General features: G+C 69.4%; 21 protein-coding genes. 12 read left to right on the top strand and 9 right to left on the bottom strand.

Annotated elements, in window-relative coordinates; all coding sequences use genetic code 11:
• Positions 1 to 22: 22 nt before the first annotated feature.
• From AB0M63_RS07485 to AB0M63_RS07500, 4 genes are all read right to left on the bottom strand, one after another.
• Positions 23 to 898 (bottom strand): BTAD domain-containing putative transcriptional regulator, encoded by an 876-nt coding sequence (locus AB0M63_RS07485; protein WP_366018740.1) that lies wholly within the window; start codon positions 896 to 898, stop codon positions 23 to 25.
• 181 nt (positions 899 to 1,079) lie between these two features.
• Positions 1,080 to 2,570 carry a cellulose-binding domain-containing protein gene (locus AB0M63_RS07490; RefSeq protein WP_366018741.1) on the bottom strand — a complete coding sequence of 497 codons (1,491 nt, stop codon included), beginning with the start codon at positions 2,568 to 2,570 and terminating at the stop codon, positions 1,080 to 1,082.
• A gap of 221 nt (positions 2,571 to 2,791) precedes the next feature.
• The gene (locus AB0M63_RS07495) at positions 2,792 to 4,111 is read right to left on the bottom strand and encodes a radical SAM protein (RefSeq protein ID WP_366018742.1); all 1,320 of its coding nucleotides are present in this window, start codon (positions 4,109 to 4,111) and stop codon (positions 2,792 to 2,794) included.
• Positions 4,112 to 4,208: 97 nt separating this feature from the next.
• Positions 4,209 to 4,868 carry a pyridoxamine 5'-phosphate oxidase family protein gene (locus AB0M63_RS07500; protein ID WP_366018743.1) on the bottom strand — a complete coding sequence of 220 codons (660 nt, stop codon included), beginning with the start codon at positions 4,866 to 4,868 and terminating at the stop codon, positions 4,209 to 4,211.
• A gap of 147 nt (positions 4,869 to 5,015) precedes the next feature.
• Here AB0M63_RS07500 and AB0M63_RS07505 point away from each other — a divergent pair, with 147 nt between their 5' ends.
• From AB0M63_RS07505 to AB0M63_RS07555, 11 genes are all read left to right on the top strand, one after another.
• Positions 5,016 to 6,260, top strand: a complete 1,245-nt coding sequence (locus AB0M63_RS07505; protein WP_366018744.1) for a D-arabinono-1,4-lactone oxidase — start codon at positions 5,016 to 5,018, stop codon at positions 6,258 to 6,260.
• Between the two features lie 136 nt (positions 6,261 to 6,396).
• Positions 6,397 to 7,638: an ROK family transcriptional regulator gene (locus tag AB0M63_RS07510; protein WP_355907378.1), complete on the top strand. Its 1,242-nt coding sequence runs from the start codon at positions 6,397 to 6,399 to the stop codon at positions 7,636 to 7,638.
• 11 nt (positions 7,639 to 7,649) lie between these two features.
• Positions 7,650 to 9,506, top strand: a complete 1,857-nt coding sequence (locus AB0M63_RS07515) for a glycoside hydrolase (protein ID WP_366018745.1) — start codon at positions 7,650 to 7,652, stop codon at positions 9,504 to 9,506.
• A 223-nt stretch (positions 9,507 to 9,729) separates the two neighbouring features.
• Complete coding sequence (locus tag AB0M63_RS07520) at positions 9,730 to 10,995, top strand: sugar ABC transporter substrate-binding protein (RefSeq protein ID WP_355907384.1); 1,266 nt, start codon at positions 9,730 to 9,732, stop codon at positions 10,993 to 10,995.
• A 20-nt stretch (positions 10,996 to 11,015) separates the two neighbouring features.
• Positions 11,016 to 11,984: a sugar ABC transporter permease gene (locus AB0M63_RS07525; protein WP_366018746.1), complete on the top strand. Its 969-nt coding sequence runs from the start codon at positions 11,016 to 11,018 to the stop codon at positions 11,982 to 11,984.
• On the top strand, positions 11,981 to 12,850 hold the full coding sequence (locus AB0M63_RS07530; protein ID WP_366018747.1) for a carbohydrate ABC transporter permease: 870 nt from the start codon (positions 11,981 to 11,983) through the stop codon (positions 12,848 to 12,850). The genes AB0M63_RS07525 and AB0M63_RS07530 overlap by 4 nt, the downstream gene beginning before the upstream one ends.
• Before the next feature lie 28 nt (positions 12,851 to 12,878).
• The gene (locus AB0M63_RS07535) at positions 12,879 to 15,755 is read left to right on the top strand and encodes a glycoside hydrolase family 2 TIM barrel-domain containing protein (RefSeq protein ID WP_366018748.1); all 2,877 of its coding nucleotides are present in this window, start codon (positions 12,879 to 12,881) and stop codon (positions 15,753 to 15,755) included.
• Positions 15,756 to 15,766: 11 nt separating this feature from the next.
• A complete protein-coding gene (locus AB0M63_RS07540) occupies positions 15,767 to 16,924 on the top strand; it encodes an MFS transporter (protein ID WP_366018989.1) in 1,158 nt (385 codons plus the stop codon).
• Between the two features lie 43 nt (positions 16,925 to 16,967).
• Entirely contained in the window at positions 16,968 to 17,978 is a 1,011-nt protein-coding gene (locus AB0M63_RS07545) for an ATP-binding cassette domain-containing protein (protein WP_366018749.1), read from the top strand.
• Between the two features lies 1 nt (position 17,979).
• The gene (locus AB0M63_RS07550; RefSeq protein ID WP_366018750.1) at positions 17,980 to 18,783 is read left to right on the top strand and encodes an ABC-2 family transporter protein; all 804 of its coding nucleotides are present in this window, start codon (positions 17,980 to 17,982) and stop codon (positions 18,781 to 18,783) included.
• Positions 18,784 to 18,788: 5 nt separating this feature from the next.
• Positions 18,789 to 19,589: an ABC-2 family transporter protein gene (locus AB0M63_RS07555; RefSeq protein ID WP_366018751.1), complete on the top strand. Its 801-nt coding sequence runs from the start codon at positions 18,789 to 18,791 to the stop codon at positions 19,587 to 19,589.
• A 278-nt stretch (positions 19,590 to 19,867) separates the two neighbouring features.
• Here the strand turns inward: AB0M63_RS07555 and AB0M63_RS07560 are convergent, their stop codons facing one another.
• The 5 genes from AB0M63_RS07560 to AB0M63_RS07580 form a co-directional block, all read right to left on the bottom strand.
• Entirely contained in the window at positions 19,868 to 20,896 is a 1,029-nt protein-coding gene (locus AB0M63_RS07560) for a DUF3710 domain-containing protein (RefSeq protein WP_366018752.1), read from the bottom strand.
• Positions 20,896 to 21,654, bottom strand: coding sequence for a polymorphic toxin-type HINT domain-containing protein (locus AB0M63_RS07565; RefSeq protein ID WP_366018753.1), 759 nt, complete (start codon positions 21,652 to 21,654; stop codon positions 20,896 to 20,898). The genes AB0M63_RS07560 and AB0M63_RS07565 overlap by 1 nt, the downstream gene beginning before the upstream one ends.
• Positions 21,655 to 21,984: 330 nt before the next feature.
• Entirely contained in the window at positions 21,985 to 23,259 is a 1,275-nt protein-coding gene (locus AB0M63_RS07570) for an MFS transporter (RefSeq protein WP_366018754.1), read from the bottom strand.
• Entirely contained in the window at positions 23,256 to 23,825 is a 570-nt protein-coding gene (locus AB0M63_RS07575; RefSeq protein ID WP_366018755.1) for a helix-turn-helix domain-containing protein, read from the bottom strand. The genes AB0M63_RS07570 and AB0M63_RS07575 overlap by 4 nt, the downstream gene beginning before the upstream one ends.
• A 65-nt stretch (positions 23,826 to 23,890) precedes the next feature.
• Entirely contained in the window at positions 23,891 to 25,159 is a 1,269-nt protein-coding gene (locus AB0M63_RS07580) for a DUF3533 domain-containing protein (RefSeq protein ID WP_366018756.1), read from the bottom strand.
• A 124-nt stretch (positions 25,160 to 25,283) separates the two neighbouring features.
• Between AB0M63_RS07580 and AB0M63_RS07585 the strand changes: the two genes are divergently transcribed.
• The gene (locus AB0M63_RS07585) at positions 25,284 to 25,865 is read left to right on the top strand and encodes a WHG domain-containing protein (RefSeq protein ID WP_355924722.1); all 582 of its coding nucleotides are present in this window, start codon (positions 25,284 to 25,286) and stop codon (positions 25,863 to 25,865) included.
• Positions 25,866 to 25,884 lie beyond the last annotated feature (19 nt).

A 25,884-nucleotide genomic window follows, 5' to 3' on the forward strand; every position in this document is an offset into this window, starting at 1 on the left:
GACGACGCCGGGCCCGGTCCCGTCACCCGGAGCGGTCGTGCCGCTCGGGCGTCTCGGCCATGCGCGACGGTGTGCGCACGGCGCCCTCGGCCCGCTGCGGGAGCATGCCGGCGAAGCGTGCCGAGGGCTCGATCCCCAGTTCCGCGCGGAGCAGCCGCCGGAACGCCTCGTAGTGCCGGATCGCCTCCACGACGTTGCTCTCGGCGAGGTGCACGGTCACCACCGCGCAGTGCGCGCTCTCGCGGAGCGGTTCGATCGCGACGCAGGTGAGGGCGGCCTCCAGCGCGAGTGCGTAGCTGCCGCGCCGGGTGTGCCGGGCACTCAGCGATTCGAGTGCGTGCAGTCGGAGTTGGCGCAGCCGCTCCCGCTCGGAGCAGATCCACTCCTCGTCCCATCCGGGAAGCAGCTCGCCTCTCGCCGGCAGTCCGAGCTGCGGCGCCACGTCACCCGGATCGTGTCCGGGGCCGGTCAGCCGCAGGGCGGCCCGGGTGAAGTCGTCGACGTCGACGGACACACCGTCCGTGAGGTACAGGGTGTCGCCGTCGCTGCCGACCGCCGGGTACGGCACCCGGCGCAGCCGCCAGAGCGTGGTCCGCAGGCTGCCCTGCGCGTGCTCCTCGGTGACGTCGGGCCACAGGGTCCCGGCGACGACCGACCGGGGCGCGCGCTGGTGCAGCCCGAGATAGGCCAGCAGCCGCTGCTCGTTCGCGGGGACGGCGATGCTCCCCTCTCTGCCCTCCAGCCGGAAGGCGCCGAACAGCCGCAGCCGGGCGAGCGCCGGTGACCGTTCTGCCGAATCGCCCGTCAGGTCTCCCGCCGGGTCGCCTGTCGGGTCGCCCGCCGGGTCTTCCGTCGTCCCGTGTCTTCGCGTCTCCGCGGTCAGTTCGTTCCAGGCCATCGCCGTCCCCGTTTCCCCGTGTGGCGACCGCTGGTTGAGCGGCGCGCCGTGTACGGGGACCAGCCTGGGGAGGCCGGACAAGGTCTGTCATATGCCGTTCCGCTCATCGGACCGAGCAGCCGACGCGCGGGGTCACGTGCCCGGCGACACCTCGAACGCGCACCTCACAGGGTACGCGCGACTACTGGCTGCAAGCGCCCCCGTTGAGCGTGAACCCGTACGGCGCGGAGTTCTTGCTGTTGTTCCACGTCCCGAGGAAGCCGAAGGTGAAGCTGCCGTCCGCGGCGACGTTCTTGTTGTAGTCGGCGGCGGTGGCGGTGACCCGGGAGCCGTCCTGGGCGACGCTCGCGTCCCACATCTGCGTGACCTGCTGGCCGTCGCGGTAAGACCAGGAGACGCGCCAGTTGTCGAGGGCCTTGGTGGTGGTCACGGTGACGGCGGCCTGGAAGCCGTCGTTCCACTGGTTGACCATGTCGTACGTGACCTCGCAGCTCGCCGGCGCACTCGGGCTCGAACTCGCCGTCGGGTCCGGTGAGTTGCTCGCGGTGGCCGAGGCGGTGCCCTGGGGTTCCGTGTCGGGGTTCTTGTCGCCGGGTGAGGCCGTCGCCGTGTGGCTCGCCGCGGGCCGGCCGGTCGAGGAGGCCGTGACCGGCGGGCGCGCGCCGACGGATGCCACCGTGGAGCTGGGGTCGGCCACCGGCTGGCGGTCGGCGTCGTCGCCGGCCGCGTTGTCGCGCCCGGCACCGCCCATCGGCATCATCGAGACGCCGAGCGCCACCAGCGAGAGGAGGACGGCGGCGGCGAGCAACCCGTTGCGCACGAGGCGCGCCTTGCCCGCGCCCTCCCTCGGCTCCCCGGCCTCGATCTCGGCCGCGGGGCGCCCCGCGCCCAGCCGCACCTCGGCGGCCCGGCGGCGGCGCTCCAGATAGGCGAGCCCGCCCCAGCCGATCACGCCGCTCGCGAGGGCCGACGGCAGTCCGCCGCCCTGGAGCCGCAGGCAGGCGGCGGCCTCCGCGCACTGCACACAGGTGGCGAGGTGCCGTGAGAGGTCCTCGGGCGTGTCGGCGGACGGTGAACGGGTCACCGCGTCCAGCAGCCGGGCATAGCTGCGGCACTCGGCGGCCATCGGTGTGTCGAGGTGGCTGCGGTGGCAGCGGTCCCTGAACAGGCCCCGCACCTGGGCGAGTTCACCGGAGACGAGCGCCGGGTCGAGGCCGAGGCGGCGGGCCACGACGGGCATCGGCAGCGCCTCCACCTCGGCCAGCCACAGCAGCGCCGCGTCCGCCTCCTGAAGGTCCCGCAGGCCGCGCAGCGCGATCGGGCGCTGCAACGGCATGCCGGTGTAGCGGGCCGCCTTGTCCGAGTTGAGCCACAGCCGCAGGTCCGGGTCGAGCCGGTGCCCCCGCCCGGCGGCCTCCCAGGCCGCCGCCGTGGTCCGTACGGCGGTCAGCAGCAGCGGTATCACCGGCAGGACGCGCCGGGTGGAACCGCGCATCGGGCCGGACCCGGCGCTGCGGGCCTCCTGCATGCCGAGCGTGAACGCCTCGCCGGCCAGTTCGGTGGCCGAGGCGGCTCCGGACGTGCACAGGTCGGCGTAGGACAGCACGGCGTCCCAGCACTCGGTGAACAGCGCTGCCTCAGCGGCGTCCTGAGGAGTCGGCAGGTCGGGCATGGGTCTCCTGCATCCACGAATGACGGCCAACTAGCTCTGACGGTAAGCGAGTTGGAGGGGGGCTGCCTCGTGACAGGGCAAGAGCCTTTCACGCATCCCACACAACTGACAAGCCGCGTATTCAATTGCGGTAACTGTCAGTCGCCCTCTGTGCAGTTGTACGTGTTCGAGCCTCTCCCGTCTCACCGGTCGCGGGAGTTGACCACACCGTTACCGATTCCTTACAAGGGCGCGGGCTCCTCGGCGGGAAGGCTGTCCATGAAGGAGCTGACGGAGAAGACCGCGCGGCCGGGACCCGGTTCGCCGTATCCGGGCGGGGACTTGAGGCCGAAGTCCTCCATCGTCGAACGGTAGGCCTCCAGCAGCCGGATGTGGTACTCCAGCGGAGCGCCCTGCGGATTCGCCTTGCCCAGCGGGGTGGTCGGCTCGGGGCACCAGGTGGTGAAACGGGGCGTGATGCCCTGCGACATGAAGAAGCGCAGGCCCTCGGTCGTCGACGCGATCGCCTCGTCAACGGTCTTGAAGCCGAACGGCTCCGCCATCTCCACGCCGGCCACGAAGTTGGGGATCACATTGCGGGCGCCGAAGATCTCGGCGGAGTCGAGGATGCGCTTGTGCCACTCGGCGCGGCCGACGTAGCGCTCCTTGCCCGGGCAGTGCAGCTTGAACAGATACTCGTCCCACACCTCGTAGTTGGGGTGGTAGATCTGCACGCCGTAGTCCTTGAACCGCTGTACGTCGTCCTTCGGCAGCGCCTGGGCCACGACCTTGCCGATCCACCGACCCGGGAACCGCTCCTCGATGGCCTTGGCGTAGTGGCCGTAGAAGTCGGCCTCGTCGCGCCCGGCGACCGTCTTGGTGATCGCACCGCCGGTGAGGGTGTAGGCCGTGGACGTCTTGGCGGTGTCGTACCGGTCGATGATCTCCAGCGCCTCCAACACCTCCTCCACATCCTTGACGCCCGTGTACGGCCGCCCGGCGGCCTTGTGCTGGCGCCAGTTGTGGTTGATGTCGCAGTACTGGCACTCCTCCTTGGCGCCGAAGTACTGGCAGACGCGGAAGACGGTGAGGTAGATGAGATACCCCCACTGGATGGTCGGGGCGACCTCCATCACGGACTTCCCGTTGGCGAGCTTGTGCCGGTAGTACTCGGGCATGGGCGGCACTCCGACATCGGCGATCCGCTTGCCATCCAGATACAGCCCGAGCACGCCGTCGTCGTCGGCGGCCACGCGGTAGGGCGACGCCGGGTTGACGCGCACGGAGACGACGGTCCGCCGCAGGTCGTACGGTCCACCGGTGAGGATGATCTCCTCCGGCGGCCGCCGCAGCGCGGCCTCGCCCAGCTCCGGCAGGGTGCCGTGGTCGAAGGAGAAGATGAAGTACGACTTCGGCTTCACCTCACCGCCCTCGTTGTCGCTCAGCGCGGACGGGTCGAAGGCGACACCCCCGCGCAACAGGTCCTCCTTGAAGACGGCTTCCCGCGGCACATGCGGAAAGCGCTCCATCAGGTCCTCGACCAGTGCGGTACGGCTGCCCATCCCGTGTCTCCTCCCGGCTCGGGCGCCCTGCTCAGGCGTACGACTCCTCACGGTATGCCCCCGGCGGTCTTGAGGTGGGGGCGGGGGTGTCGGCGGGTCAGCCCTGCACGGCCCCCTCCCGGCGCGCGATGTGGTCCGGTACCGGGATGCCGGGCGACAGCAGTGGGTCCGGTGTCGGTGTGCCCCAGGTCGCGGTCAGCGGGAGCGTGCCCGCCCACAGGCCCAGCTCCGCGTCGGGACCGTCGCCGTCGTCGGGCGCGCCGGTGCGGATCTTGACGGAGGCCTCGTCGAGGGAGAGGGCGAGCAGCGTGGTGGCGGCGAGTTCCTTGCGGTTCGGCTGCCTGGCGTACGACCACTGCCCCGGCGTCGCGTGTTCGGTGAGGCGGCGCAGCCCGGCGAGTTTCTCCTCGGGGTCGGTGACCTTGCGGGGCACCGCGTGGATCATCGCGCTGCGGTAGTTGACCCCGTGCTCGAAGACCGACCGGGCCAGCACCAGCCCGTCGACATGTGTGACGGTGACGCACACGGGGGTGCCGCCCGCGAGACTGCGGCTGGCGACCGACCCGTGCAGATAGAGCCGGCGCCCGTCCCGCCCGTACACCGTGGGTATCACGACCGGGCGCCCCTCGATCACGACCCCGAGGTGGCAGACGAACCCGGCGTCGAGGATCGCCTCCAGGTCGGCGCGGTCGAGGCTGCCCTGTTCGCGCAGGCGGCGGTGGCGGGTGAGGTCGGTGACGGGAAGGGAGTCGGCCATGACACGAGAGGCTACCGATATCGCAGGAAATAGGCTACGGATTTATCCATCACGTCACTTTCACTGCCGTAGGTCGACGAAATCCGTATCCGTTGTCCGCAGGTGAGAGGGTCGGGGAAAACGCACGCACCCGGAGGGACGGCAGGGATGACGGAGACGGTCACCAACTGGGCCGGCAACATCACCTACGCGGCGAAGGAACTCCACCGCCCGCGCACACTCGACGCGCTCAGGACCCTCGTGGCCGAGAGCGACCGGGTCCGGGTGCTGGGCAGCGGCCACTCCTTCAACGAGATCGCCGAGCCGGGCCCCGACGGCACCCTGCTGACGATCGCCGCCCTGCCGCCCGAGTTCGACGTGGACACCACGGCCCGTACGGTACGGGTGTCGGGCGGCGTCCGGTACGCGGAGCTGGCCCGCCGGGTGCACGGGCACGGGCTCGCGCTCCCCAACATGGCGTCCCTGCCGCACATTTCGGTGGCCGGCTCGGTGGCGACCGGCACCCACGGCTCGGGTGTCGGCAACGGTTCGCTCGCGGCGGCCGTCCGCGAGGTCGAGATCGTCACGGCGGACGGCGCCACGGTGACGATCGCACGCGACGACGAGCGCTTCGAGGGCACCGTGACCTCGCTCGGCGCCCTCGGTGTCGTCACCTCGCTCACCCTCGACCTGGAGCCGGCCTTCGAGGTCGAGCAGTATGTCTTCACCGAACTCCCGCTCGCCGGGCTGGACTTCGAGACGGTGGCGGCGTCGGCGTACAGCGTGAGTCTGTTCACCGACTGGCGCGAGCCGGGCTTCCGGCAGGTGTGGCTGAAGCGGCGCACCGACCAGTCACCGGTCGACTTCCCGTGGGCCGCGCCCGCCACGGAGGCGCTGCACCCGGTGCCGGGGATGCCCGCGGTCAACACCACCGAACAGCTCGGGGTGGCGGGCCCGTGGCACGAGCGACTGCCGCATTTCCGGGCGGAGTTCACCCCGAGCAGCGGCGCGGAACTTCAGTCGGAGTACCTGCTGCCGCGCTCGGCCGCGCTCGACGCGCTGCACGCGGTCGACGGCATCCGGGACACGGTCGCCGGTGTGCTCCAGACCTGCGAGGTGCGGACGGTGGCCGCCGACGCGCAGTGGCTGAGCCCGTCGTACGGCCGGGACACGGTGGCGCTGCACTTCACCTGGATCGAGGACACGGCGGCGGTACTGCCCGTGGTGCGACGGCTGGAGGAGGCGCTGGACGCCTTCGACGCGCGGCCGCACTGGGGCAAGGTGTTCACCGCGGAGGCGGCGGTACTGCGCGAACGCTATCCCCGGCTCGGCGACTTCGCGGCGCTGGCGCGGAGCCTCGACCCACAGGGCAAATTCGCCAACGCCTTCGTCCGGGACGTCCTCGGCGACTGAGGGGACCGATGGCGGGGGCCAGACTTTATACAGCCCCTTTCCTAACCCCTTGTCGAACCTCGCCCGCAGCCCATAGCCTTGCCGCGCGCCGGTGCCGTCGTGCCCCGGTATGACGGCAAAGGGTGGGGGCACCTCGGTGAAGCGCACATCACGTGACATCCGTACCGCGAACCGTTACGAGGTGCTGCGCCAGATCATCGCCGAATCGCCCACCTCCCGGCAGGAGTTGGCCGCCGCCACCGGACTGAGCCTGGCCACGGTGGCCACGCTCGTCGGTGAGCTGCTCGATCTGCGGATGATCACCGAGGTCGGGTTCGAGGACTCGGCGGGGGGCCGCCCGCGCGGTCTCGTCGCCGTCAACGCGTCCGGGGGCGCGCTGATCGGCGTCGACATCGCGGAGACGTACATCCATGTCGAGCTGTTCGACCTGGCGTTGAACGTCCTCGCCCGGGCCGACGAGGACATGCGGCCCGGCGAGAGCCTCCCGGAGCAGGTGGTCGGCCATGTCGCCGCCGCCGTCGGCTCGGTGGTCGCGCAGGCCGGCGTCGAGGCGGCCCGGGTGCTCGGCGTCGGGGTGAGCGTGCCGGGTCAGGTGGACCGGAGGACCGGTGTCTCGGAGTACGCCCCCAACTGGGACTGGCACGACGTGCCGTTGCTCGACCTGCTCTCCGAAGTCATCGCCTACCCCCTCTACTTGGACAACCCGCTGCGGGCCGGCGCGGTAGCCGAGATGTGGTTCGGGGCGGCGCGCGGACGCGGGGACGCGGTGGTGGTCAACCTCGGGACCGGGGTCGGCGCCGGGCTCGCGCTCGGCGGCGGCCTGTACCGGGGCGTGAGCAACAGCGCCGGCGAATGGGGCCACACCACGCTCGTCCTGGACGGGCGACTGTGCCGCTGCGGCAACCACGGCTGTGTGGAGGCCTATGTCGGCGCGCCCGGAATCATGCTGAACCTACGGGAGTTGAGCCCCGAGAGCCCGCTGCTGCACCCCGAGGACCAGACGGCCACCATCGACGCGCTGGCCCAGGGGGTGGCCGCGAACGACCCCGTGGCCCTCAAGGTCGTGCGGGAGACCGCCCGTTACATCGGTGCGGGCATCGCCAATCTCGTCAACGTCCTCAACCCCGAAGTGGTCGTGCTCAGCAGTTGGGTCGCCCGCAAACTCGGCACCCCCCTGCTGCGTGAAGTGCGCGAGGCCGTCCAACGGCACGCGCTCAGGCGGCCGTTCGCCGCCACCGAGATCGTCCTCTCCCCCATCCCCACCGATCCGGCGTGCCTGGGCGCGGCGACGTTCGCACTCGAAGGGGCACTGCAGTCGGTCGGGCAGCGGGCGAGGCGCACCACCCCCGCAAGGAGCCGTACCGCACCACCTTCATGACGACGGAAGGGATGCACGTGACTCACCCCCACCCCAGGAGATCGATCCTCGCGACAGCGGCGGCCGCGCTCGCCGTCACCGGGGCCCTGATCTCCGCGCCACCCGCGAACGCCGAAGGCGTCGCACCGGCCGAGGTCTCCCCCCATGCCGCCCAGACCATCGACAACATCGGCGCGTCCGGCGCCTGGTGGGTCAACGACCTGCAACACTTCAGCCCGGCCGTCCAGGCGCGGGTGGCCCGACTCCTGTTCTCCTCGAAGGGGTTGGACCTCAGCTCCTACCGCTACAACATCGGCGGCGGTGGCACCGCGGTGACCACCCCGGCCCGTGCGGCCCAGGACTTCCTGAACGCCGACGGGACGTACGACTGGAGCAAGGACAAGGGCGGCCGGACGTTCCTCGAGTACGCGGCGCAGTACGGCGTCCAGGACCTGATCGGCTTCGTCAACAGCGCGCCCGCGCAGTGGACCACCAACGGGCAGAGCTGCGGCGGGCAGTTGAAGGCGGAGAACGAGGGCGACTACGCGAAGTACATCGCCGACGTCACCGCCCACTTCGCCAAGCAGGGCGCGAAGTTCGACTACATCAGCCCCTTCAACGAGCCCGACAACAACTTCGGCGACTGCGGCCAGGAGGGCATGCAGGTCACCGTCGACCAACGCGACGACATCGTGCGGGCGTTGGGCGCCGAGCAGCGGGCCCGGCAGCAGAAGACCTCCATCATCGCGGACGAGTCGAGCAGCACGGTCGGTTTCAGCACCGAGCTCCCGCAGTGGATCTCACAGCCGGACACCGCCCAGTACGTGTCGAAGCTGGCGCACCACACCTACAACAACCCGAACGACGGCCAGTTGGGCAATGTCTACGAGACGGCGAGGACGGTCGGCAAGCCGTCCTGGGCCACCGAGATCTGCTGCTTCGGCAAGGGCACCACGGGCTGGAACCAGGAGTACGACCCGACGATCGACAACGCCCTGCTGATGTCCCGGATCATCTACAAGGACTTCGCGACCTCGCACGACTCGGCGTTCCAGTGGTGGGTGGCCCTCGCCAGCGGCTACGGCACGGACCCGGCCGCGCGCAACGACGTCGGCTGGAACGACGGGTTGATCTACTACGACCCCGACTACGCGACGAACGGCAACCAGTCGCTGTACTTCACCAAGCGGTACTACGCGCTCGGCCAGTACAGCAGGTTCGTGACACCGGGCTCCGTCGCGCACAACGTGACGGGCGCGCCGAGCGGCGTCGAAGTGACCTCCTACGACCAGGACGGCAAGTGGGTGGTCGTGGTCAACAACCAGAACACGACGGACACTTCGCTGAACCTGCACTTCAACAGCAAGACGCCGGTGCGCACGACCCAGGCCGTGCGGACGTCGGCCACGGAGAACTGGGCGAAGGTCACCAGGCCCGACGTCAGCGGCTCCACGATGTCCACGACCCTCGCCGCCCGCTCGATCACGACGTACGTCCTCGACCAGAAAACCCGTAAGCACCAAGGGAGTTCGACGGCCGTCACCGGCGCCCTCCAGGGCAAGCAGTCCGGCAAGTGCCTGACGGCGGACGCCTCGGGGGCCGCGATCGGCACCTGCACGGGCGGGGTCGAGCAGGCGTGGTCGTACGACGCGAAGGGTGGCCTGAAGGGCGCCAATGGGTATCTGACGGTGGGGAGTTCGGGGTTGACGACGACCGCCGGCTTCACGGGCGATCCCGGGCAGCGATGGCTGCTGAACGGCAACGGGCAGATCCTCAGCGAGGCGTCCGGGAAGTGTCTCGACGTGAGCGGGCAGTCGACCGCCGACGGCGGCAAGGTGATCCTCTACAGCTGCAACGGCGGGGCCAACGAGGCCTGGTCGAAGGTGTAATGACCACCTGAACACGTGGTGCGGGCCGTCTCCGCGGCGGCCCGCACTTCGTCACGTCCGGTATTCCGAACGCTACACAACGCTTCGAACAGACTTCGTCCAACCCCTTGCCGAAGGATTGGGCGAAGGTTAACGTCCCGCACCGCACCTCGATTTGAGCCACGGGCCGCTGAGCCGTGGAGCCGCAGCCGCGCGAGAGACCGCGAGAGACAAGGACGTCACCATGTCGGCAATGAGCAACAGCAACTGGTCCCGCCGATCCGTATTCCGGGCGGCGGCGGGGATGGCCGCGGCCGGCACGCTGGCCGCCTGCGGGGGCAACAACGGCCGTGGCGGGGGCTCGGGTTCGGGCAAGCAGCTCGTCCAGTACTTCCACGCGTACGGCGAGGCGGGGACGGAGCAGGCGATCAAGCGGTACGCGAAGGCCTACAGCAAGGCCAACGTGTCCACCACCTGGATCACCGGCACCAACTTCGAGGCCAAGCTCTTCTCGTCCCTGCTCACCAAGCAGGCGCCCGACGTCTTCGAGTTCCACCCGCAGTTGCAGTTGGTCAAGAGCGGTCAGGTGGCGGACCTGAGCGACATCATCGACCCGGTCAAGGACGACTTCAATCCGGCCGACATCACCTCGCACACGGTCGACGGCAAGATCTACGGGATCCGGATGATCGACGACCCGCAGTTCTTCTACTACCGCAAGTCGATGCTGGAGAAGGCCAAGGTCGAAGTCCCCACCACGCTCGACGAGTTGCTGGAGGCCGCCGCCAAGCTCACCACGAGCAAGGTCAAGGGCGTCTACCTCGGCAACGACTTCACCTCGGTCCAGAGCAACGTGATCTGGTCGGCGGGCGCCGACACACTGAACGCGAACCACGAGATCGCCTACCACACGGACGCCGTCGTCGACGGCCTGAAGAAGCTCCGGACCCTGTTCACGAGCGGCCATGTGCTGCTGGACGCCCCGACCGACTACTGGGACCCGTCCTCGCTCGACCAGGGGCTGTGCGCCATCCAGTGGGGCGGCATGTGGTCCATGCCGGCCATGCAGCAGGCGCTCGGCGACGACCTCGGTGTCTTCCCGTTCCCGAAGGTCGGCGACAACGGCAAGTTCTCGGTCACCAACGGCGGTTGGTCGATGTTCGTCAACGCCAAGGGCAAGAACGTCGAAGCGGCCAAGGAGTACGTGAAGTGGCTGTGGATCGACCAGAAGAAGTACCAGGAGGACTGGGCGCTCTCGTACGGCTTCCACATCCCGCCGCGCACCTCGATAGCCGCGCAGGCCACCAAGCTCAAGACGGGGCTGCCGGCCGAGGCCGTCAAACTCTTCACCGACTACGGCCACTTCGACAACATCAGCTGGGACCAGACCATGATCACCGCCTTCAACGACGTGATCGCGTCCAGCGTCCGCAAGAACGGCAACCCGGAGGCCGCGCTCGACGCGTGCGACAAGAAGGTCGATGTCGAGCTCAAGAAGCTGTTCGGATAGACCGGCGGACGGAACACGACATGTCGACCACCACCACGCGCGGGGTCGCCCAGCCCGCCGCGGCCAAGGCCTCCAAGGCCCGGCCGCGGCGGGGCCTGCGGTCCAACGCCACCCTGAACTTCTGGCTCTTCACCGGCCCCTTCCTCATCGGCCTGGTGATCTTCGTCTTCGTCCCCATCGGATGGAGCATCTGGCTCAGCTTCTTCGACGCCCGCTACACCGTCACGCCGAGCGACTTCGTCGGCCTCGACAACTACCGGCAGATCCTGACCAACAGCAACTTCCCCGATTCGCTGCTGACGTTCACGGTGTTCGCCGCGTTCATCGTGCCGACCACCTGGGCGCTGTCGCTGGGTCTGGCGCTGCTGGTGAACCAACTGCGGTTCATGCGGGCGTTCTTCCGGTCGGTGTTCTTCCTGCCGACCGCCGTGTCGTACGTCGCCGCCGCGCTGATCTGGAAGATGTCCATCTTCACCGGTGTCCGCTTCGGCCTGATGAACACGGTCCTCGGCTGGTTCGGCGTCGACAACATCGCCTATCTGTCCAACCCGAGCCCGCCCTGGTACTGGGTGGTCATCGTGAGCCTGCGGCTGTGGATCCAGTCCGGCTTCTACATGATCCTGTTCCTCGCGGCACTGCAGAACATCCCGGCCGAGCTGTACGAGGCCGCCGAGATCGACGGCGCCAAGCGGGGCTGGCAGACCTTCCGCTACATCACGCTGCCCCAACTCCGGGCCACGTCAACGGCGGTGGTCCTGCTCCTGCTCATCGCCGCCTACCAGGCATTCGACGAGTTCTACAACCTCATCACGACCAAGGCCACTTGGGCCCAGACCCCGCTCATGGAGCTCTACAAGGCGGCCCTCGGCACGAACCAGGACTACGGCGCCGGCAGCGCGGGCGCGGTCATCCTGTCCCTGCTGATCTGCGTCATCACCCTCGCCCAGGGCAAGATCATGGGCTTCGGAAGGGGGGAGGAGTCCAAGTGACCACCACCGCACCGCAGTTGGGCAAGAAGCGCCGTAGGAGGCGCGGCGGCGTCCTCGGCAACACGGGTCTGTACCTCGCCGTCTCCGTCGCCGCCCTGCTCTTCCTGATCCCCTTCTATCTGATCCTCCGCAACGCCCTCTCCACGGACCCGGAGATCACCGGCGAGAACTGGAAGCTGCTCCCCTCCTTCCAGTGGGGCAACATCTCCGAACTCTTCGACGACCAGACCGTCCAGTTCGGCCGCGCCCTGTGGAACTCCACGGTCGTCGCCGTCCTGATGACCCTGGGCACCCTGCTGGTCTGCTCACTGGCCGGCTACGGCCTGGCCCGCATCCCCTACAAGCACGCCAACAAGGTCTTCTACGCCGTCCTCGCGACCCTGATGGTCCCCACGGCCGTCACCTTCGTGCCGAGCTTCGTCCTCGTCTCGTCCCTCGGCTGGGTCGACACCTACCGGGGGCTCATCATCCCGGGCCTGTTCAGTGGTTTCACCTGCTTCCTCTTCCGGCAGTACTTCCTGGGGTTCCCCAAGGAGTTGGAGGAGGCGGCGCGCGTGGACGGGCTCGGCTACTGGGGCGCGTACTGGCGGATCGTCGTACCCAACTCGCTGAACTTCTTCGCGGCGATCGCCACGATCACCTTCATCAGCGGCTGGAACGCCTTCCTGTGGCCGCTGGTCATCGGCCAGGACCCGGACTCCTGGACCGTGCAGATCGCCCTGTCGTCGTTCATCACGAACCAGACCGTCAACTTCCATCTCATCTTCATGGCCACCGCAGTTTCCATCCTGCCCCTGGTCTTCGTGTTCCTCTTCCTCCAGCGCTGGCTGGTGCAGGGGATCGCGCAGACCGGCATCAAGGGCTGACGCCTCCCCCCTGACGAACTGGAGACCGATGTCTTTCCGAACGACCACGGCCACCGACTACGTCGAGGATGTCTCCCCGGGCAGCGGGGCTCTCCCGCCCCGCGCCCGGTACGCGTCCTCGGACGCGAAGTCACTGTCATTGAACGGCAGTTGGCGCCTGCGTGTGTCGGCGACCGCCGACGCCGAGGACGACTCGTTCGCCGCGGAGGGCTACGACGCCGGGGGCTGGGCCGAGGTCACGGTCCCCGGCCACTGGGTCCTGCAAGGCCACGGCTCCCCCATCTACACCAACCACCTCTACCCCTTCCCGGTCGACCCGCCGCGCGTCCCGACCGAGAACCCGACCGGCGACCATCTCCGTACCTTCGACCTGCCGTCCGAGTGGCCCTCGGACGGCGGGGCGGTGCTGCGCTTCGACGGGGTGGAGTCCTGCGCCCGCGTCTGGCTGAACGGCACGGACATCGGCGAGTTCAAGGGCTCCCGGCTGCCGCACGAGTTCGCGGTCGGGCACCTGCTGAAGCCGGGCGGCAACGTCCTGGCCGTCCGCGTCCACCAGTGGTCGGCGGGCTCGTACCTGGAGGACCAGGACCAGTGGTGGCTGCCCGGCATCTTCCGAGACGTCACCCTGCTGCACCGCCCACCGGGCAGCGTCCTCGACTTCTTCGTGCACGCCTCCTACGACCACGTCGGCGGCGCGGGCACCCTGCGCGTGGACTCCGACGTCGACGGCCGGGTCACCGTGCCCGCCCTGGACATCGATGTCGCGACCGGCGAGTCCGTCACCGTGCCGGTCGAGCCATGGACGGCCGAACGCCCGTACCTGTACGAGGGGTTGCTGACGACGGAGGGCGAACGCGTCCCGCTGCGCATCGGCTTCCGGACCGTCGAACTCGCCGACGACCTGATCAAGGTCAACGGGAAGGCGATCCTCCTCAAGGGCGTCAACCGCCACGAGTGGCACCCGGAACAGGGCCGCGCCCTCGACCTGGAGACCATGCGCGAGGACGTGCTGCTGATGAAGCGGCACAACATCAACGCGGTCCGCACCTCGCACTACCCGCCGCACCCCGCCTTCCTGGACCTGTGCGACGAGTACGGCCTGTGGGTCATCGACGAGTGCGACCTGGAGACCCACGGTTTCACCGAACAGGCCTGGCGCGACAACCCCGTTGACGACGACCGCTGGACCCCCGCCCTCCTCGACCGCGCCGCCCGCATGGTCGAACGGGACAAGAACCACCCGTCCGTCATCATCTGGTCCCTCGGCAACGAGGCCGGCACCGGCCGCGGCCTCACCGCCATGGCCGAGTGGATCCATGGCCGTGACCGCTCACGGCTCGTGCACTACGAGGGCGACATCAACTGCCGTGACACGGACGTCTATTCACGGATGTACGCCGGCCACGCCGAGGTCGAACGCATCGGCCGGGGCGAGGACGGCGGCACTCACCGGCGCCGCGGGCTCCCCTTCATCCTCTGCGAGTACGGCCACGCCATGGGCAACGGCCCCGGCGGACTCGCCGACTACCAGCGCCTCTTCGAGTCGTACGACCGGCTCCAGGGCGGTTTCATCTGGGAGTGGATCGACCACGGCATCAGGGACGAGCGGTACGGCTTCGCGTACGGCGGCGACTTCGGCGAGGAGCTGCACGACGGGAACTTCGTCTGCGACGGCCTGCTCTTCCCGGACCGCGCTCCCTCCCCCGGGCTGATCGAGTACAAGAAGGTCATCGAGCCGATCTCGATGACCGATTCCGACGGCTCCGTCGGCTCCGTGCTGGTGACCAACAAGCACGACTTCGCCGACCTGTCCGCATTCGTCTTCCAGTGGTCCTACCAAGTGGACGGCGAGACGGTCGAGTCGGGCACTCTGACCGTCCCGCCGCTCGCACCCGGCGAGTCCGCCGACGTAAAGCTGCCGGCCCCGCCCGTGGAGTCCGACGGCGCCGAATCCCAGTGGACCGTACGGGCGTTGCTCGCGGCCGACACCGCCTGGGCGCCTGCGGGCCATGTGATCGCCTGGGCCCAATTTCCCGTCGCCGCCCGCCCGTTGCCGTCGGTGTCCGCCCTCACCGGACCCGTCCTCGGCGAGCGGCGGATCACCCTCGGCCCGGCCTCCTTCGACGCCCGTACGGGTGAGCTGAAGTCGATCGGCGCGGTGGACGTCACCGGTCTCCGTCTGGACGTGTGGCGGGCGACCACCGACAACGACGACGGCGCGTCCTGGCAGACGGACGTCCGATTCGGCCTGCTGTGGCGCAAGTTGGGCCTGCACCGGATGCGACACCGCCTGGACGGCGTGGAGCTGAGCGAGGACGCGCTGACGGTACGCACCCGGGTGGCGCCCGCCGCCTGGGAGATCGGGCTCGCCACGGTCTACCGCTGGACCTCGGACGGCGAGCGGCTGCGGCTCACGGTGTCAGTGAAACCCGAGGGCGACTGGACCGTACCGCTCCCGAGGTTGGGCATCCGCTTCGGGCTCGACGCGAGCGCCGACCGGGTGAAGTGGTTCGGCGGCGGCCCCGGCGAGGCGTACCCCGACACCAAGTCGGCCTCGCTGCTGGGCCGTTGGGAGTCCACGGTCGACGCTCTCCAGACCCCCTACGTCCGTCCGCAGGAGAACGGCGCCCGCGCGGACGTCCGTTGGGCCCAGCTGGGCGGCCTGCGGATCGACGGCGACCCGGAGTTCTGGTTCACGGCCCGCCACTGGACGTCGGAACAACTGGACGCGGCCACCCACCGCGCCGATCTCACTCAGGGCGACACGATGTGGGTGAACCTCGACCACGGCCAGCACGGCATCGGCTCGCAGTCCTGCGGCCCGGGCCCGCTGCCGCAGTACTTCCTCAACGCCGAACCCACCGAGTTCTCCTTCGTCTTCTCGGAAACCCCGGAGCCCAATTGACCAGCACCGCCATGAAACCGTCCGCGGCCGACCGGCTCTTCAGCCGACCGGCCGCGGTCGCGTCCTGCGTCGGCTTCGTCCTCATCGGCATGCTCCAGGCCCTCTACGGCCCCGCGATCCCGGGCCTGCGCCACGAGTTCGGGCTCTCCCCGTCCGGCGCGGGCCTCGGCCTGAGCCTGCACTTCACGGGCGGAGTAGCCGGCGTCCTGGTCTTCAACGCGATCCACTCCCGGATCAGCAACAGGGCGCTGCTCGCGTGGAGTTACGGCCTGATGGCGGCGGGCGGCGCGGGTTTCGCGCTCGCGCCCCACTGGCCCCTCGCCCTGGCAGCCGCGTTCCTGGGCGGCCTCGGCTTCGGCGGCATCGACTACGGCCTGAACCAGCTCTTCGCCGCCGGTTTCGGTGACCGCTCCACCGCGATGCTGAACGTGCTCAACGCGCACTTCGGCATCGGTGCGGTGCTGGGCCCGGCGGTCGTGGCCTGGCTCGGTCCGGACGAATACCCGTACGCGTTCGGGGCGTGCGCGGTGCTGGCGGCGGCGCTCGTGTTCGCCGGCTCAAGTGGCGTACGTACACGTGTATCTGACGACCCACCAGCAAGGACGGGTGGCGATGGCCTGGGCCTGTCCCGCGTCCTCGTCGGCTTCCTTCTCCTCTACATCCTCAACGTGGCGGTCGAGGCGGGCGTCGGCGGCTGGGAGCCCACGCATCTGGAGACGATCGGCTACACCGCGACCGTGGCCGCGTCGGCGACCTCCGTCTACTGGCTGATGATGACGGCGGGCCGCTTCCTGGTCGTGCCGATCACCCTGCGGTACGCCCCCGAGCGCATCCTCGCGGTGTGCGCGGCCGGGATGACGGTGTGTCTGCTGTTGACGCTGGTTAAAGGAGTGGCACCGGTGGCGTACGCCGGTGTTGGCTTGTTCATCGCGCCGGTTTTCCCGACGGGCCTGCCCTGGCTCAACAAGGCGCTCCCCCAGGCCGGGCGTGCCGGTGCGTGGGTGATCGCGGCCTCGATGATCGGCGGGGTGGCGGCTCCGCCGCTGCTCGGGGTCGGGATCGAGGCGTCCGGGATCCACGCGGTGCCCTGGCTGTTGACCCTGTTGTCGGGCGCGTCGCTGCTGGCGACGGCCTGGCTGATCCGACTGACGAGGAGGTCCGCGTCATGAACGTGATGAACGCCCTGTACCGGCTCACCCGAAGGTGGATCGAGTGAGCGCGAGCAGCATCGAGGTACGGGGCCTGTCCCGCACCTTCCACACCACGGTCCGCCGCCCGGGTTTCGTCGGCGGCCTCCGCTCCCTCGTCAACCCTGAGCGCGTCCCCAAGTACGCAGTCTCCGACGTCACGTTCGAGGTCGCGCCGGGCGAACTCCTCGCGTTGCTCGGTCCGAACGGCGCCGGCAAGTCCACCACCATCAAGATCCTCACCGGCATCCTGACGCCCACCTCCGGCGAGGCCCGGGTCGCGGGCGTGGTGCCGTACCGGGAGCGCGAGCGCAACGCCCGTAACATCGGGGCGGTGTTCGGGCAGCGCACCCAACTCTGGTGGGACCTGCCGGTGCGCGAGTCGTTCGCGATCCTCCGGGACATCTACGAGGTGCCGAAGGCCCAACACGCGGCCCGGCTGCGGGAGTTCGACGCCATCCTCGAACTGTCCGCCTTCTGGGACACTCGTGTCCGCCATCTCTCCCTCGGCCAGAGGGTGCGCTGCGACCTGGCCGCCGCCCTGTTGCACGACCCGCCGGTCGTCTTCCTCGACGAGCCGACCATCGGCATGGACGTGGTGGTGAAGGAGCAGGTACGAGAGTTCCTGCGGCACCAGGTGGAGGAGCGCGGCCGTACGGTCCTGCTGACCACGCACGACATGACCGAGGTCGCCCGGCTCGCCGAGCGGGTCGTCCTCATCAACCACGGCCGGCTGGTCCTGGACGGCACTCTCGACGAGATCCGCCGCAGGTTCGGCTCGACCTGGCAGATCCGCGCGACGCTCGCCGACGCGCACGCGGCGGCCGTAGCCCTGCCGGGCATCGCTCTGGTGCGACGGGACGGACCGCAGGTGGTCTTCGGCCCGGACGGCTCCGACGCACCGACCGTCCACCAGGCGCTGAAGCAGGTCATCGAGCGGTACGAGGTGACCGAGATCGCCATGGACGAGGCCGAGTTGGAGGATGTGATGCGCGCCGCGTACGTCCAGGCCGGCCCGCGGGCCGAGGAGGCCTGAGATGGCCGCCCTGCACGCCTGGCGCGCCGCCCGCGTCACCCCGCTCGGCGAACTGCTCGCCCCTCCCCGCATCACCGCCGCTCTGCTCCGCCTGACCGTGCAGGTCGTGCTGGTGGCATCCCTGTGGCGCGGCCTGTACTCCCAGACCGGACCCACCGCCGGCCTCACCCGCGACCAGGCGGTGACGTACGCCGTACTGGCCGTACTCGCGTCCCGCCTACGGGAGTTGGACCAGCAGGCGGGCCGGGACACGGTCCTCCAGCACATGCACTTCGGCACGATCATCTACTGGTACCTGCGCCCGCTGCCGCCCCAGCGCTACTACGCGCTGCGGGCGTTCGGCGAGCAACTGTACGGCCTGGCGTGGGCGTTGACGGGATACGCGGCCTGCCTGGCGGCCGGGGTGGTGGAACCACCCAAGTCACCAGCGGTAGCGGGGGTGTTCACCCTCAGCATGCTGCTGGGCCAGCTCGTCCTCTACTACGTCATGCTTCTCATCGACCAACTGTGCTTCTGGACACTTCGCAACGGCGCCGCGATGCTCATCCTGATCTTCGCGCAGAACCTGCTGTCCGGGGTGTACGCGCCGCTGTGGTTCTTCCCGGACTGGTTCATCACGATGAGCCGTTTCCTGCCGTTCCAGGCGACACTCAGCGTGCCGCTGTCGATCTACGTGGGCCGTATCCCGCTGTCCGACGCGGGCACGCAACTCGCCCTACAGGCCGCCTGGGTGATGTCCCTTTCTCTCTTCACCCGGTTCCTGTGGCGGCGTGCCGCCCGCCGGGTCGTGGCCCAAGGAGGTTGACGCGAGTGAAAGCAGTCCGGATCGTGTGGCGCATCACGCGCCTCAACTTCCGTGCCCAGCTCGAATACCGCACCGAGTTCCTGCTGATGATCGCGATCGGCGCGATCTGGCAGGTGTCGGTGATCGTGTTCGCGACCGTGCTGCTCACCCGGTTCTCCGGAATGGGCGGCTGGGACAGCTCCGACGTCCTGCTGATCCCGGCGACCCGGATGCTGGCGCACGGGCTGATGGTCCTGTTCCTGGGCCGTATGCACGGCGTCGGCAGATACATCCAGGAAGGCCGTATCGACATCTACCTGGTGCGCCCGATGCCGGTCCACCGCCAGGTCCAGTTGGAGTACTTCCCCACCAACGCGATCGGCGACCTGACCGTGGCCGCCGGCCTCATGATCGGCGCCCTCGGCCGCAGCCACCTCGACTGGACGGCGGGCCGCATCACGTACCTGATCGCCGCCCTCCTCGGCGGCATGCTCCTGGAGGCGGCCCTCTTCACCGCCGTGGCGAGCGCCTCCCTCCGCTACCCGTCCGCGAGCTACTGGAGCCGCTGGCTGGAGGACCTCCTCGGCACCTTCGGCAACTACCCCCTCAACGTCCTCCCGCGCGCGGTAGGCGGCTTCCTCACCTACGGCCTCCCCCTCGCCTTCGTAGCCTTCCTCCCCGCCGCCGTCCTGACCGGCCACGGCCACGACATCGGGGTCCCGTACTGGCTGGCGGCGGGGTCGCCGGTGGTGGGGGTGCTGGCGTATGTGGGTTCGCGGGGGCTGTGGCGGTGGAGTCTGGGGCACTACACGGGGGTGAACGGGTGAGCGCGGCTGCGCTCCGGCCGAGCGCCTGGGGGGTGTGCGTTCTTCAAAGGAGGAGGGTGGGGCCGCCGGGGACCGCCTTCGAGTCGGCGATCACTGCACTCTCCAGCTGCGCACGTGTCATCGCAGCCGACTTCGCACCGGACCCACCGGCCGCAGCAGCGGTCGTACCACTCGCTTTCGCGGAAGGCTCGGCCGCCTTGGAGGAGCCGTGCCCTCCACATCCGGCAGCCAACAAGACCGAGCCGGCCTGGATTCCGGCACGGCATATTCCCCCGCGTCTATTCATCAACGCTCGCATCTCTTGGGTACACAGCCGGTCCGGCAGGATTCCCTTCCGGCTTTGAAACCCTCGCAGTGTCCGCCGACGGCATGGTTACCTCCACCTCGGCGACTTCTGCGGTGTCTTCTGCAGTGGGAGGAGGCAGGTCGACGATGGTCTGGGTGAAGAGGTGATAGAACCGCGGATCCACCACATCCGTCAGTGCCGCTGGCCCCCCGTAGCTCCCACGCAGCAGCCATCCCGGCCCGTCGCACCCGACGATCCGCGTCGGCTGGAGCACCTGCTCCCCGCCCTTCACGACAGGAATCCGGGCACGGACCTCGGAGCCGAGGCTGCTCTCGGCGTCCTCCGCGGTGCCTCCCTGATTCCGGACACCCTGGATGATCTTCGGTCGCACCTTCCCCCAGACCGGGCCTACCGGAACCCGGAACGCCTGGAGGCTGAGGGCGTGATCACCTAGGGAGACGATCACCCCGACGGCGCGCCCGCCGGAGTTCAGCGGGTGGATGCGTGCGCCCTCCAGCTGCGGCACCCTCAGCACGCCGTAGTCGAGTCGCTCCACTCCGGAGGGCACCGGCGTCTCGGTCTCGTCCCATGGTCCGAACTCACCGTCCCTGACCTGGGGACGGGTCATCTCGCCGGAGTCGAGCACTTCGGACCAGAGGTCCTCCGCCTGAGACAGCAGAACGTCGAGAGTGCTCGCGGACGCATCTGGACGCCGGACGAACTCCACGAGCCGGGCCACCACCTGCTCCCAACTCATGGCCGCGTCCTCGACGCCCAGTTCAATCGCGCGGAAGTCTCCCGAGATCAGCCCCGCCAGTACCGTGTCGCCCGACTCCGCGATCTCCCTGGCGAACGCGGGATCCTCAGCCACGGCAAGGCAGAGGGCCATGCCCAGGAGCACGCCCGGAGTCAGCCTGTCCCAAACACCGAACTCCGCCAAGGCGAGCCTCTCGGAAGACAGCCGTCCGTCCCGGCCGTACTGCTCGACGATCTCCTCGACATCCGCCCTGACCCGGTTCATCAGTCGCCCTCCGCCGCCCTTCGTGCTCTGCGCGCCAGACCCTTTTTGAACGCGTCGATTCCGACAGTAATGGTCACGGCCACCGCGCTGATCGGGTCTGTGGCCTGCACGCCACCCCCAATGTGATCACCGATCTGCTGTGCAACGCTGGACACCTCTTCGACCGCGCCAGTCTTGAACTCCGCGCGTTCTGCGCCCTCTTCGGCCGTTGCCTCGGCCTCGGCCGACGCCTCTCCCGACCGGCTGGCCGCCGCGCCGGGTTGATGCCGGGGAATGCCGTTGGAGCCGAAGTCCGGAAGATCGGCGGCTCCACCCGTCGGGCAGTTGTGGACCAGCAGCGGGGCGCCGCCCGCCAGTACGTAGTACGTGTGGAGGGTACCGACGGTGAGGTCGTACGTGGTGCTGCGCTGATGGAAGTTGCGCACCCCTCGGATGACGACCGTCGTACCGTCCGGCTGACGGAGCTTGGTGCCGGAGGTGAGGTAGCGGGCATCGGTCCACCGGTGGTGGGTGGCGTCCCAGAAGGGGTGGTGCCAGGTGGTAGTGAGGGTCTGAGCACCGGCCTTCTTGTGCTGGGGCGGGCCTCGGACCGGAGCCGTGTCCAGGGTGAGGGTGGTGAAGTCCTTGTCAGTCGTAGTGACGATGACGTTCTGGACCTTCTCCGGGGCCGTGACGCCCGTCTGCGGGTCCGTGGCGAGGACTGTGTCCCCGGCCTTGACCTTGCTGATCGGTTTCGAGGAGCCGTCTGCCAGGCGCACCCCGGTACTGGGTACGAAGCTGTGCACCACGCAGGTGGCGTCTTCGGCGACACCCGGGCCGGCGCTCTCCGCCGTGCGGGCTTCCTCGACGGCGTGACCTTGAAGGCTTCGACGCCGACCTTGATCGCTTTGAAGACCTTGCCCCAAGGGGCCGCTGCCAGGGCCGTGTTGACACAGCCCATCACGTCGCCCTGGTGAAGCAGTTGTAGGCGTCGGTAAGGCCGATGACGTCCGCGACCAGGCTGAGAAGTTGGTGCCTGAAGCCCGAGGCCTGCTTCTTCGCCGCCGTGACTGCCGCGTCCGCGGTGGCCTTCGCCCGCTGTACGGTCTTCAGTCCGCCCCCGAAGGCTGCCCCAACCTCCGCACCTCGGGTATCGGCGAACCCACCACCCACAACACCGACATCGCTCCCCCGACCGCGGCCACCATCAACGTCACCCTCAGCCCCGCCAGCGTGGCGAGCTCACCGCCGATCAGCGCGCCCAACGGACGTACCCCGTAGTTGACCGTGCTGTACGCGCCCGCGACCCGGCTGCGCAGCCCGTCCGGTACGACCGATGCCTGGAGGGAGTTGAGGTTGACGTCGAAGAGCATGACGCCGAAGGCGGAGAGGAACTCGGCCGCGCCCAGGAAACCTAGGCGGGCCCAGGTCGGGCCGGTCGCCGCCGCGACGAGGGCGAGGGGTGCCGGGAACAGGACCGCTCCGACGGCGATGCTGTGGCCCACGCCGATCCGGCGGGCGATCGCCGGGGCCGTCACCGCGCCCAACAGCCCGCCCGTCGCGCCCACCCCGAAGGCCAACCCGATGGCGCCGGGCGAGAGTTGGAGGACACGGTCGGCGAACAGGACGAGCAGACCGGTGCCCGAGAGGAAGGTGCAGAAGTTGACGGTGGTGGCGCAGAGGAGGCCCGCCCGCATGACGGGGTCGTGGATCACGAAGGCCAGACCTTCGCGCGCCCGCCGTAGCAATGAGGGGCCGGTCGCTTCGGAGTTCGCCGGTTCGTCGACCCGGGTGCCGCCGACGAGGATCGCCGACGCCACGAACGACAGCGCGTCGGCGATCACCGCGACCGGTGCCGTCAGCGCCTGGACCAGAACGCCGCCGATCGCGGGACCGGCGATGAAGGAGGCCGAACGGCTCGCGCTGAGCTTGCTGTTCGCATCGACGTACGACGTCGGCGGCACGAGGTGGGCGAAGAACGACGAGTAGGCCGTATTGAAGACGACCGCCGCCGTGCCGGTCAGCAGGGCCACCGTGTAGAGCTGGCCGAGGGTCACCGTGTCGAGGGCGTAGGTGATCGGCAGGGTGAGCAGGACAGCGGCTCGGAACAGGTCGGCGAGCAGCATGAGTCGGCGCTTGCCGGGGCGGTGGTCGACCCAGGCGCCCAGGAACAGGCCGAGGAGGTTCGGGGTCCAGACGAGGGCGGTCAGCAGGGCTACCTCGTTCGCGGACGCGTGCAGTGCGCCAACTGCTATGAGGGGTAAGGCCAGTTCGGAGACGCGGTCGCCGAACTGGGAGACGGACTGGCCGCACCAGAAGCGGACGAAGCGGCGGTCCCGCCACAGCGAGCCCGGCGTCGGCCGGGTCGTCCATCGGCCCTTCACTCCGGCAGGACGTACGTCAACAGGCGGACGTCTCTGCCGTCCTGCGGTCGTCGGTCCTGTTTGCGGAGGACGTACGGTGCGATCAGTTCCTCCAACGCGTCCTTCAGGGAGGCGAGTTCGTCCGCCGTCACCACGATCCGCGTGTTGTCCGCCCCGGCGAGCCCGGCCCACTCCGGCTCCAGTTCGGGCGCGGTCTCGGTCAGCCAGCGCAGGGGCAGTTCGGCGTTCCGCGCGAACATCTCGCCGGCCAGCACCAGCGCGGCCGAGCGGCCCTCCTCGTCCTGCGGTATCCCGACGCGGAAGCCCCGCGCCACCGCCTCCCAGCGCCGCTCCCGCCGGTCCGTCCCGCCCTCCGCGTCGCGGACCAGGCCGTAGCCCGCGAGATGGCGCAGATGCCAGCTCGTGACGGACGGGGTGGCGCCGACGTGCGGGGAGAGCCGGGAGGCGGTGGCGGCGCCGTGGCGCTGGAGGCGTTCGAGGATGGCGAGCCGTACGGGGTGCGCCAGCGCGCGCATGGCCTTCGGGTCGGAGATCTCCATGTCGCCGAAGCGGTTGCCGGAATCCATGGTCCGAGAGTGTTCTCTCAGAAAGTCTGAGAGTCAACTCTCAGTTCTCATCCGGCAGTTGATGATCAGTTCGGTTGAGGCGTAAGGCGCCTGTGGCCCTTCCTGTCGTAGTACCTGACCATCGCGAAACCGAAGAGCAGGCCGATCGCCGCGCCGATCGCGATCATCGTCCAGGCGCGGGTCAGGCCCGCGTCGCCCCGTGCGTCGAAGTAGAGGATCGCCCGTACGCCGTCGCTGAGTTGGCGCATGGGCTCGAAGTGGGAGAGGAAGCGGTAGAAGCCGGGGACCGCCTGGAGGGGGACCGTGGCGCCGGAGGACGGGAGGCCCAGGACGATGAAGACGAACATGGAGACGAGCTGGCCGATGCCTCCGAAGGCGGCGTTGATGGCCTGGACGCCGAGGCCTACGGCGAGGGCCGCGCAGTAGGAGTAGATCCACAGGAGGGGGATGTGGGTCGCGTCCATGCCGAGGATGGTGACGGTGGCGAGCATGATCAGGGAGACGCTGAGGAGGGTGATCCCTGCCGTCATCGCCATTTTCAGGAGCAGGGTCTGGGTGCGGTCGATGGGGACGGTGGGGCGGCGGGTGTGCCAGGGGCCGATCTCGTTGTCGGCGTAGCCGAGGGCGGTGTCGACGCCGTTGCTGATGACGTTGCCACCCATGAAGCCGGCCAGGACCAGCAGCAGGGTGTAGTAGAACGCGGTCAGGCCGATGCCGCTGTTGGCGCCGATGGGGTGGCCGACCTTCGTGACGATCAGCACCGGGTCGGCGAGGAACAGCTTCTGCGTGGAGTCGGCCTTCGTGGCGGCCGCCGTGAGCTGTTTGCCGATGGTGAGCGAGGCCTGCTGGGCCGCGGTCGTGGAGATCCGGCTCGCGAGGGAGGAGCCGAGACTGCCCTTGCCGGGGTTGGTCAGCACGGTGATCGTCGGGCGGGCGGTGGCGTTCGTGGTGGTGAGTGCGGCGACCGAGTCCGTGAAGTCGGCGGGGATGACGAGGGCGCCGTAGACCTTGCCCGCGTCCAGTTCGTCCTGGGCCTGGGCGCGGGTGAGTTGGCGCCAGCCGGGTGCGCGGCTGCTGGTGTCGGTGACGATGGAGTGCGCGATCTGGGTGCCCAGGTTCTGCCGCTGGCCGGGCAGCGGGCTGCCCGTGTCGGCGTTGACGAGGGCGATGGGCAGGTCGCGAAGTTCGCGGTTGGGGTTGACGATGCCGCCCATGTAGAGGAGGGAGAGCAGCAGGGCGAGCAGGCCGGTGAGGACGGTGGGGATGAGCCACAGTCTGGGGCGGCCGAGGAGCGCGGTGGCGCGGAGGGCGGGGAGGGCCGAGTCGTCGTCCATGGTGGTCAAGTCTGGTGCCGGGATCCGGTGGTGGCGGTGGGGAAACGCGCCGGACACCCCTCTTGTTATTAGCTATTGTCCTAGGGGCTCTAGTTACCGCAGGTCAGGAGGGAGGTGGTCAGCCGTGGCTCGCGCCGGGCTCACCGCGGACCGTGTCGTGGCGGCCGCCGCCGGCCTCGCCGACGAGGTCGGCTTCGACCATGTCACCCTGTCCGCCCTGGCCCGCCGGTTCGGCGTGAAGGACGCGAGCCTGTACTCGCACGTCAGGAACCTCCAGGACCTGCGCACCCGGGTCGCTCTCCTCGCGGGCGGCGAGCTGATCGACCGGATCGCGGTCGCGGTGGCCGGCCGCGCGGGCCGGGACGCGTTGACCGCCTTCGCCGGCGCCTACCGGGCCTACGCCCTGGAGCACCCGGGCCGTTACGCGGCCACCCAGATCCGTGTCGACCAGGCCCTGATCGCCGACTCCCCCGCGCTGCGCCGCACCGCCGAGATCACCTACGGCATGCTGCGCGCCTACGGCCTGGAGGAACCCGATCTCACCGACGCCGTACGCCTGTTGCGCAGTACCTTCCACGGCTACTGCGCCCTGGAGTCCACCGGCGGCTTCGGCGCGCCGCGTGACGTGCAGAAGTCCTGGGAGCGGGTCGTCGACGCCCTGCACACGGCGCTGACGCACTGGCCCCGGGCGGCTGCGGCGGGCTGACGGAGACGCTGGTTCCGGT

It is taken from the genome of Streptomyces sp. NPDC051576 (assembly GCF_040681835.1).
GTDB lineage: Bacteria > Actinomycetota > Actinomycetes > Streptomycetales > Streptomycetaceae > Streptomyces.

Bases quoted from the DNA above. Each gene is read 5' to 3' on its own strand.
- AB0M63_RS07495 (WP_366018742.1), bottom strand. From the start codon at position 4,111: ATGGGCAGCCGTACCGCACTGGTCGAGGACCTGATGGAGCGCTTTCCG.
- AB0M63_RS07515 (WP_366018745.1), top strand. From the start codon at position 7,650: ATGCACGTGACTCACCCCCACCCCAGGAGATCGATCCTCGCGACAGCG.
- AB0M63_RS07525 (WP_366018746.1), top strand. From the start codon at position 11,016: ATGTCGACCACCACCACGCGCGGGGTCGCCCAGCCCGCCGCGGCCAAG.
- AB0M63_RS07505 (WP_366018744.1), top strand. From the start codon at position 5,016: ATGACGGAGACGGTCACCAACTGGGCCGGCAACATCACCTACGCGGCG.
- AB0M63_RS07550 (WP_366018750.1), top strand. From the start codon at position 17,980: ATGGCCGCCCTGCACGCCTGGCGCGCCGCCCGCGTCACCCCGCTCGGC.
- AB0M63_RS07580 (WP_366018756.1), bottom strand. From the start codon at position 25,159: ATGGACGACGACTCGGCCCTCCCCGCCCTCCGCGCCACCGCGCTCCTC.
- AB0M63_RS07535 (WP_366018748.1), top strand. From the start codon at position 12,879: ATGTCTTTCCGAACGACCACGGCCACCGACTACGTCGAGGATGTCTCC.
- AB0M63_RS07490 (WP_366018741.1), bottom strand. From the start codon at position 2,570: ATGCCCGACCTGCCGACTCCTCAGGACGCCGCTGAGGCAGCGCTGTTC.
- AB0M63_RS07540 (WP_366018989.1), top strand. From the start codon at position 15,767: ATGAAACCGTCCGCGGCCGACCGGCTCTTCAGCCGACCGGCCGCGGTC.
- AB0M63_RS07560 (WP_366018752.1), bottom strand. From the start codon at position 20,896: ATGAACCGGGTCAGGGCGGATGTCGAGGAGATCGTCGAGCAGTACGGC.
- AB0M63_RS07500 (WP_366018743.1), bottom strand. From the start codon at position 4,868: ATGGCCGACTCCCTTCCCGTCACCGACCTCACCCGCCACCGCCGCCTG.
- AB0M63_RS07520 (WP_355907384.1), top strand. From the start codon at position 9,730: ATGTCGGCAATGAGCAACAGCAACTGGTCCCGCCGATCCGTATTCCGG.
- AB0M63_RS07575 (WP_366018755.1), bottom strand. From the start codon at position 23,825: ATGGATTCCGGCAACCGCTTCGGCGACATGGAGATCTCCGACCCGAAG.
- AB0M63_RS07485 (WP_366018740.1), bottom strand. From the start codon at position 898: ATGGCCTGGAACGAACTGACCGCGGAGACGCGAAGACACGGGACGACG.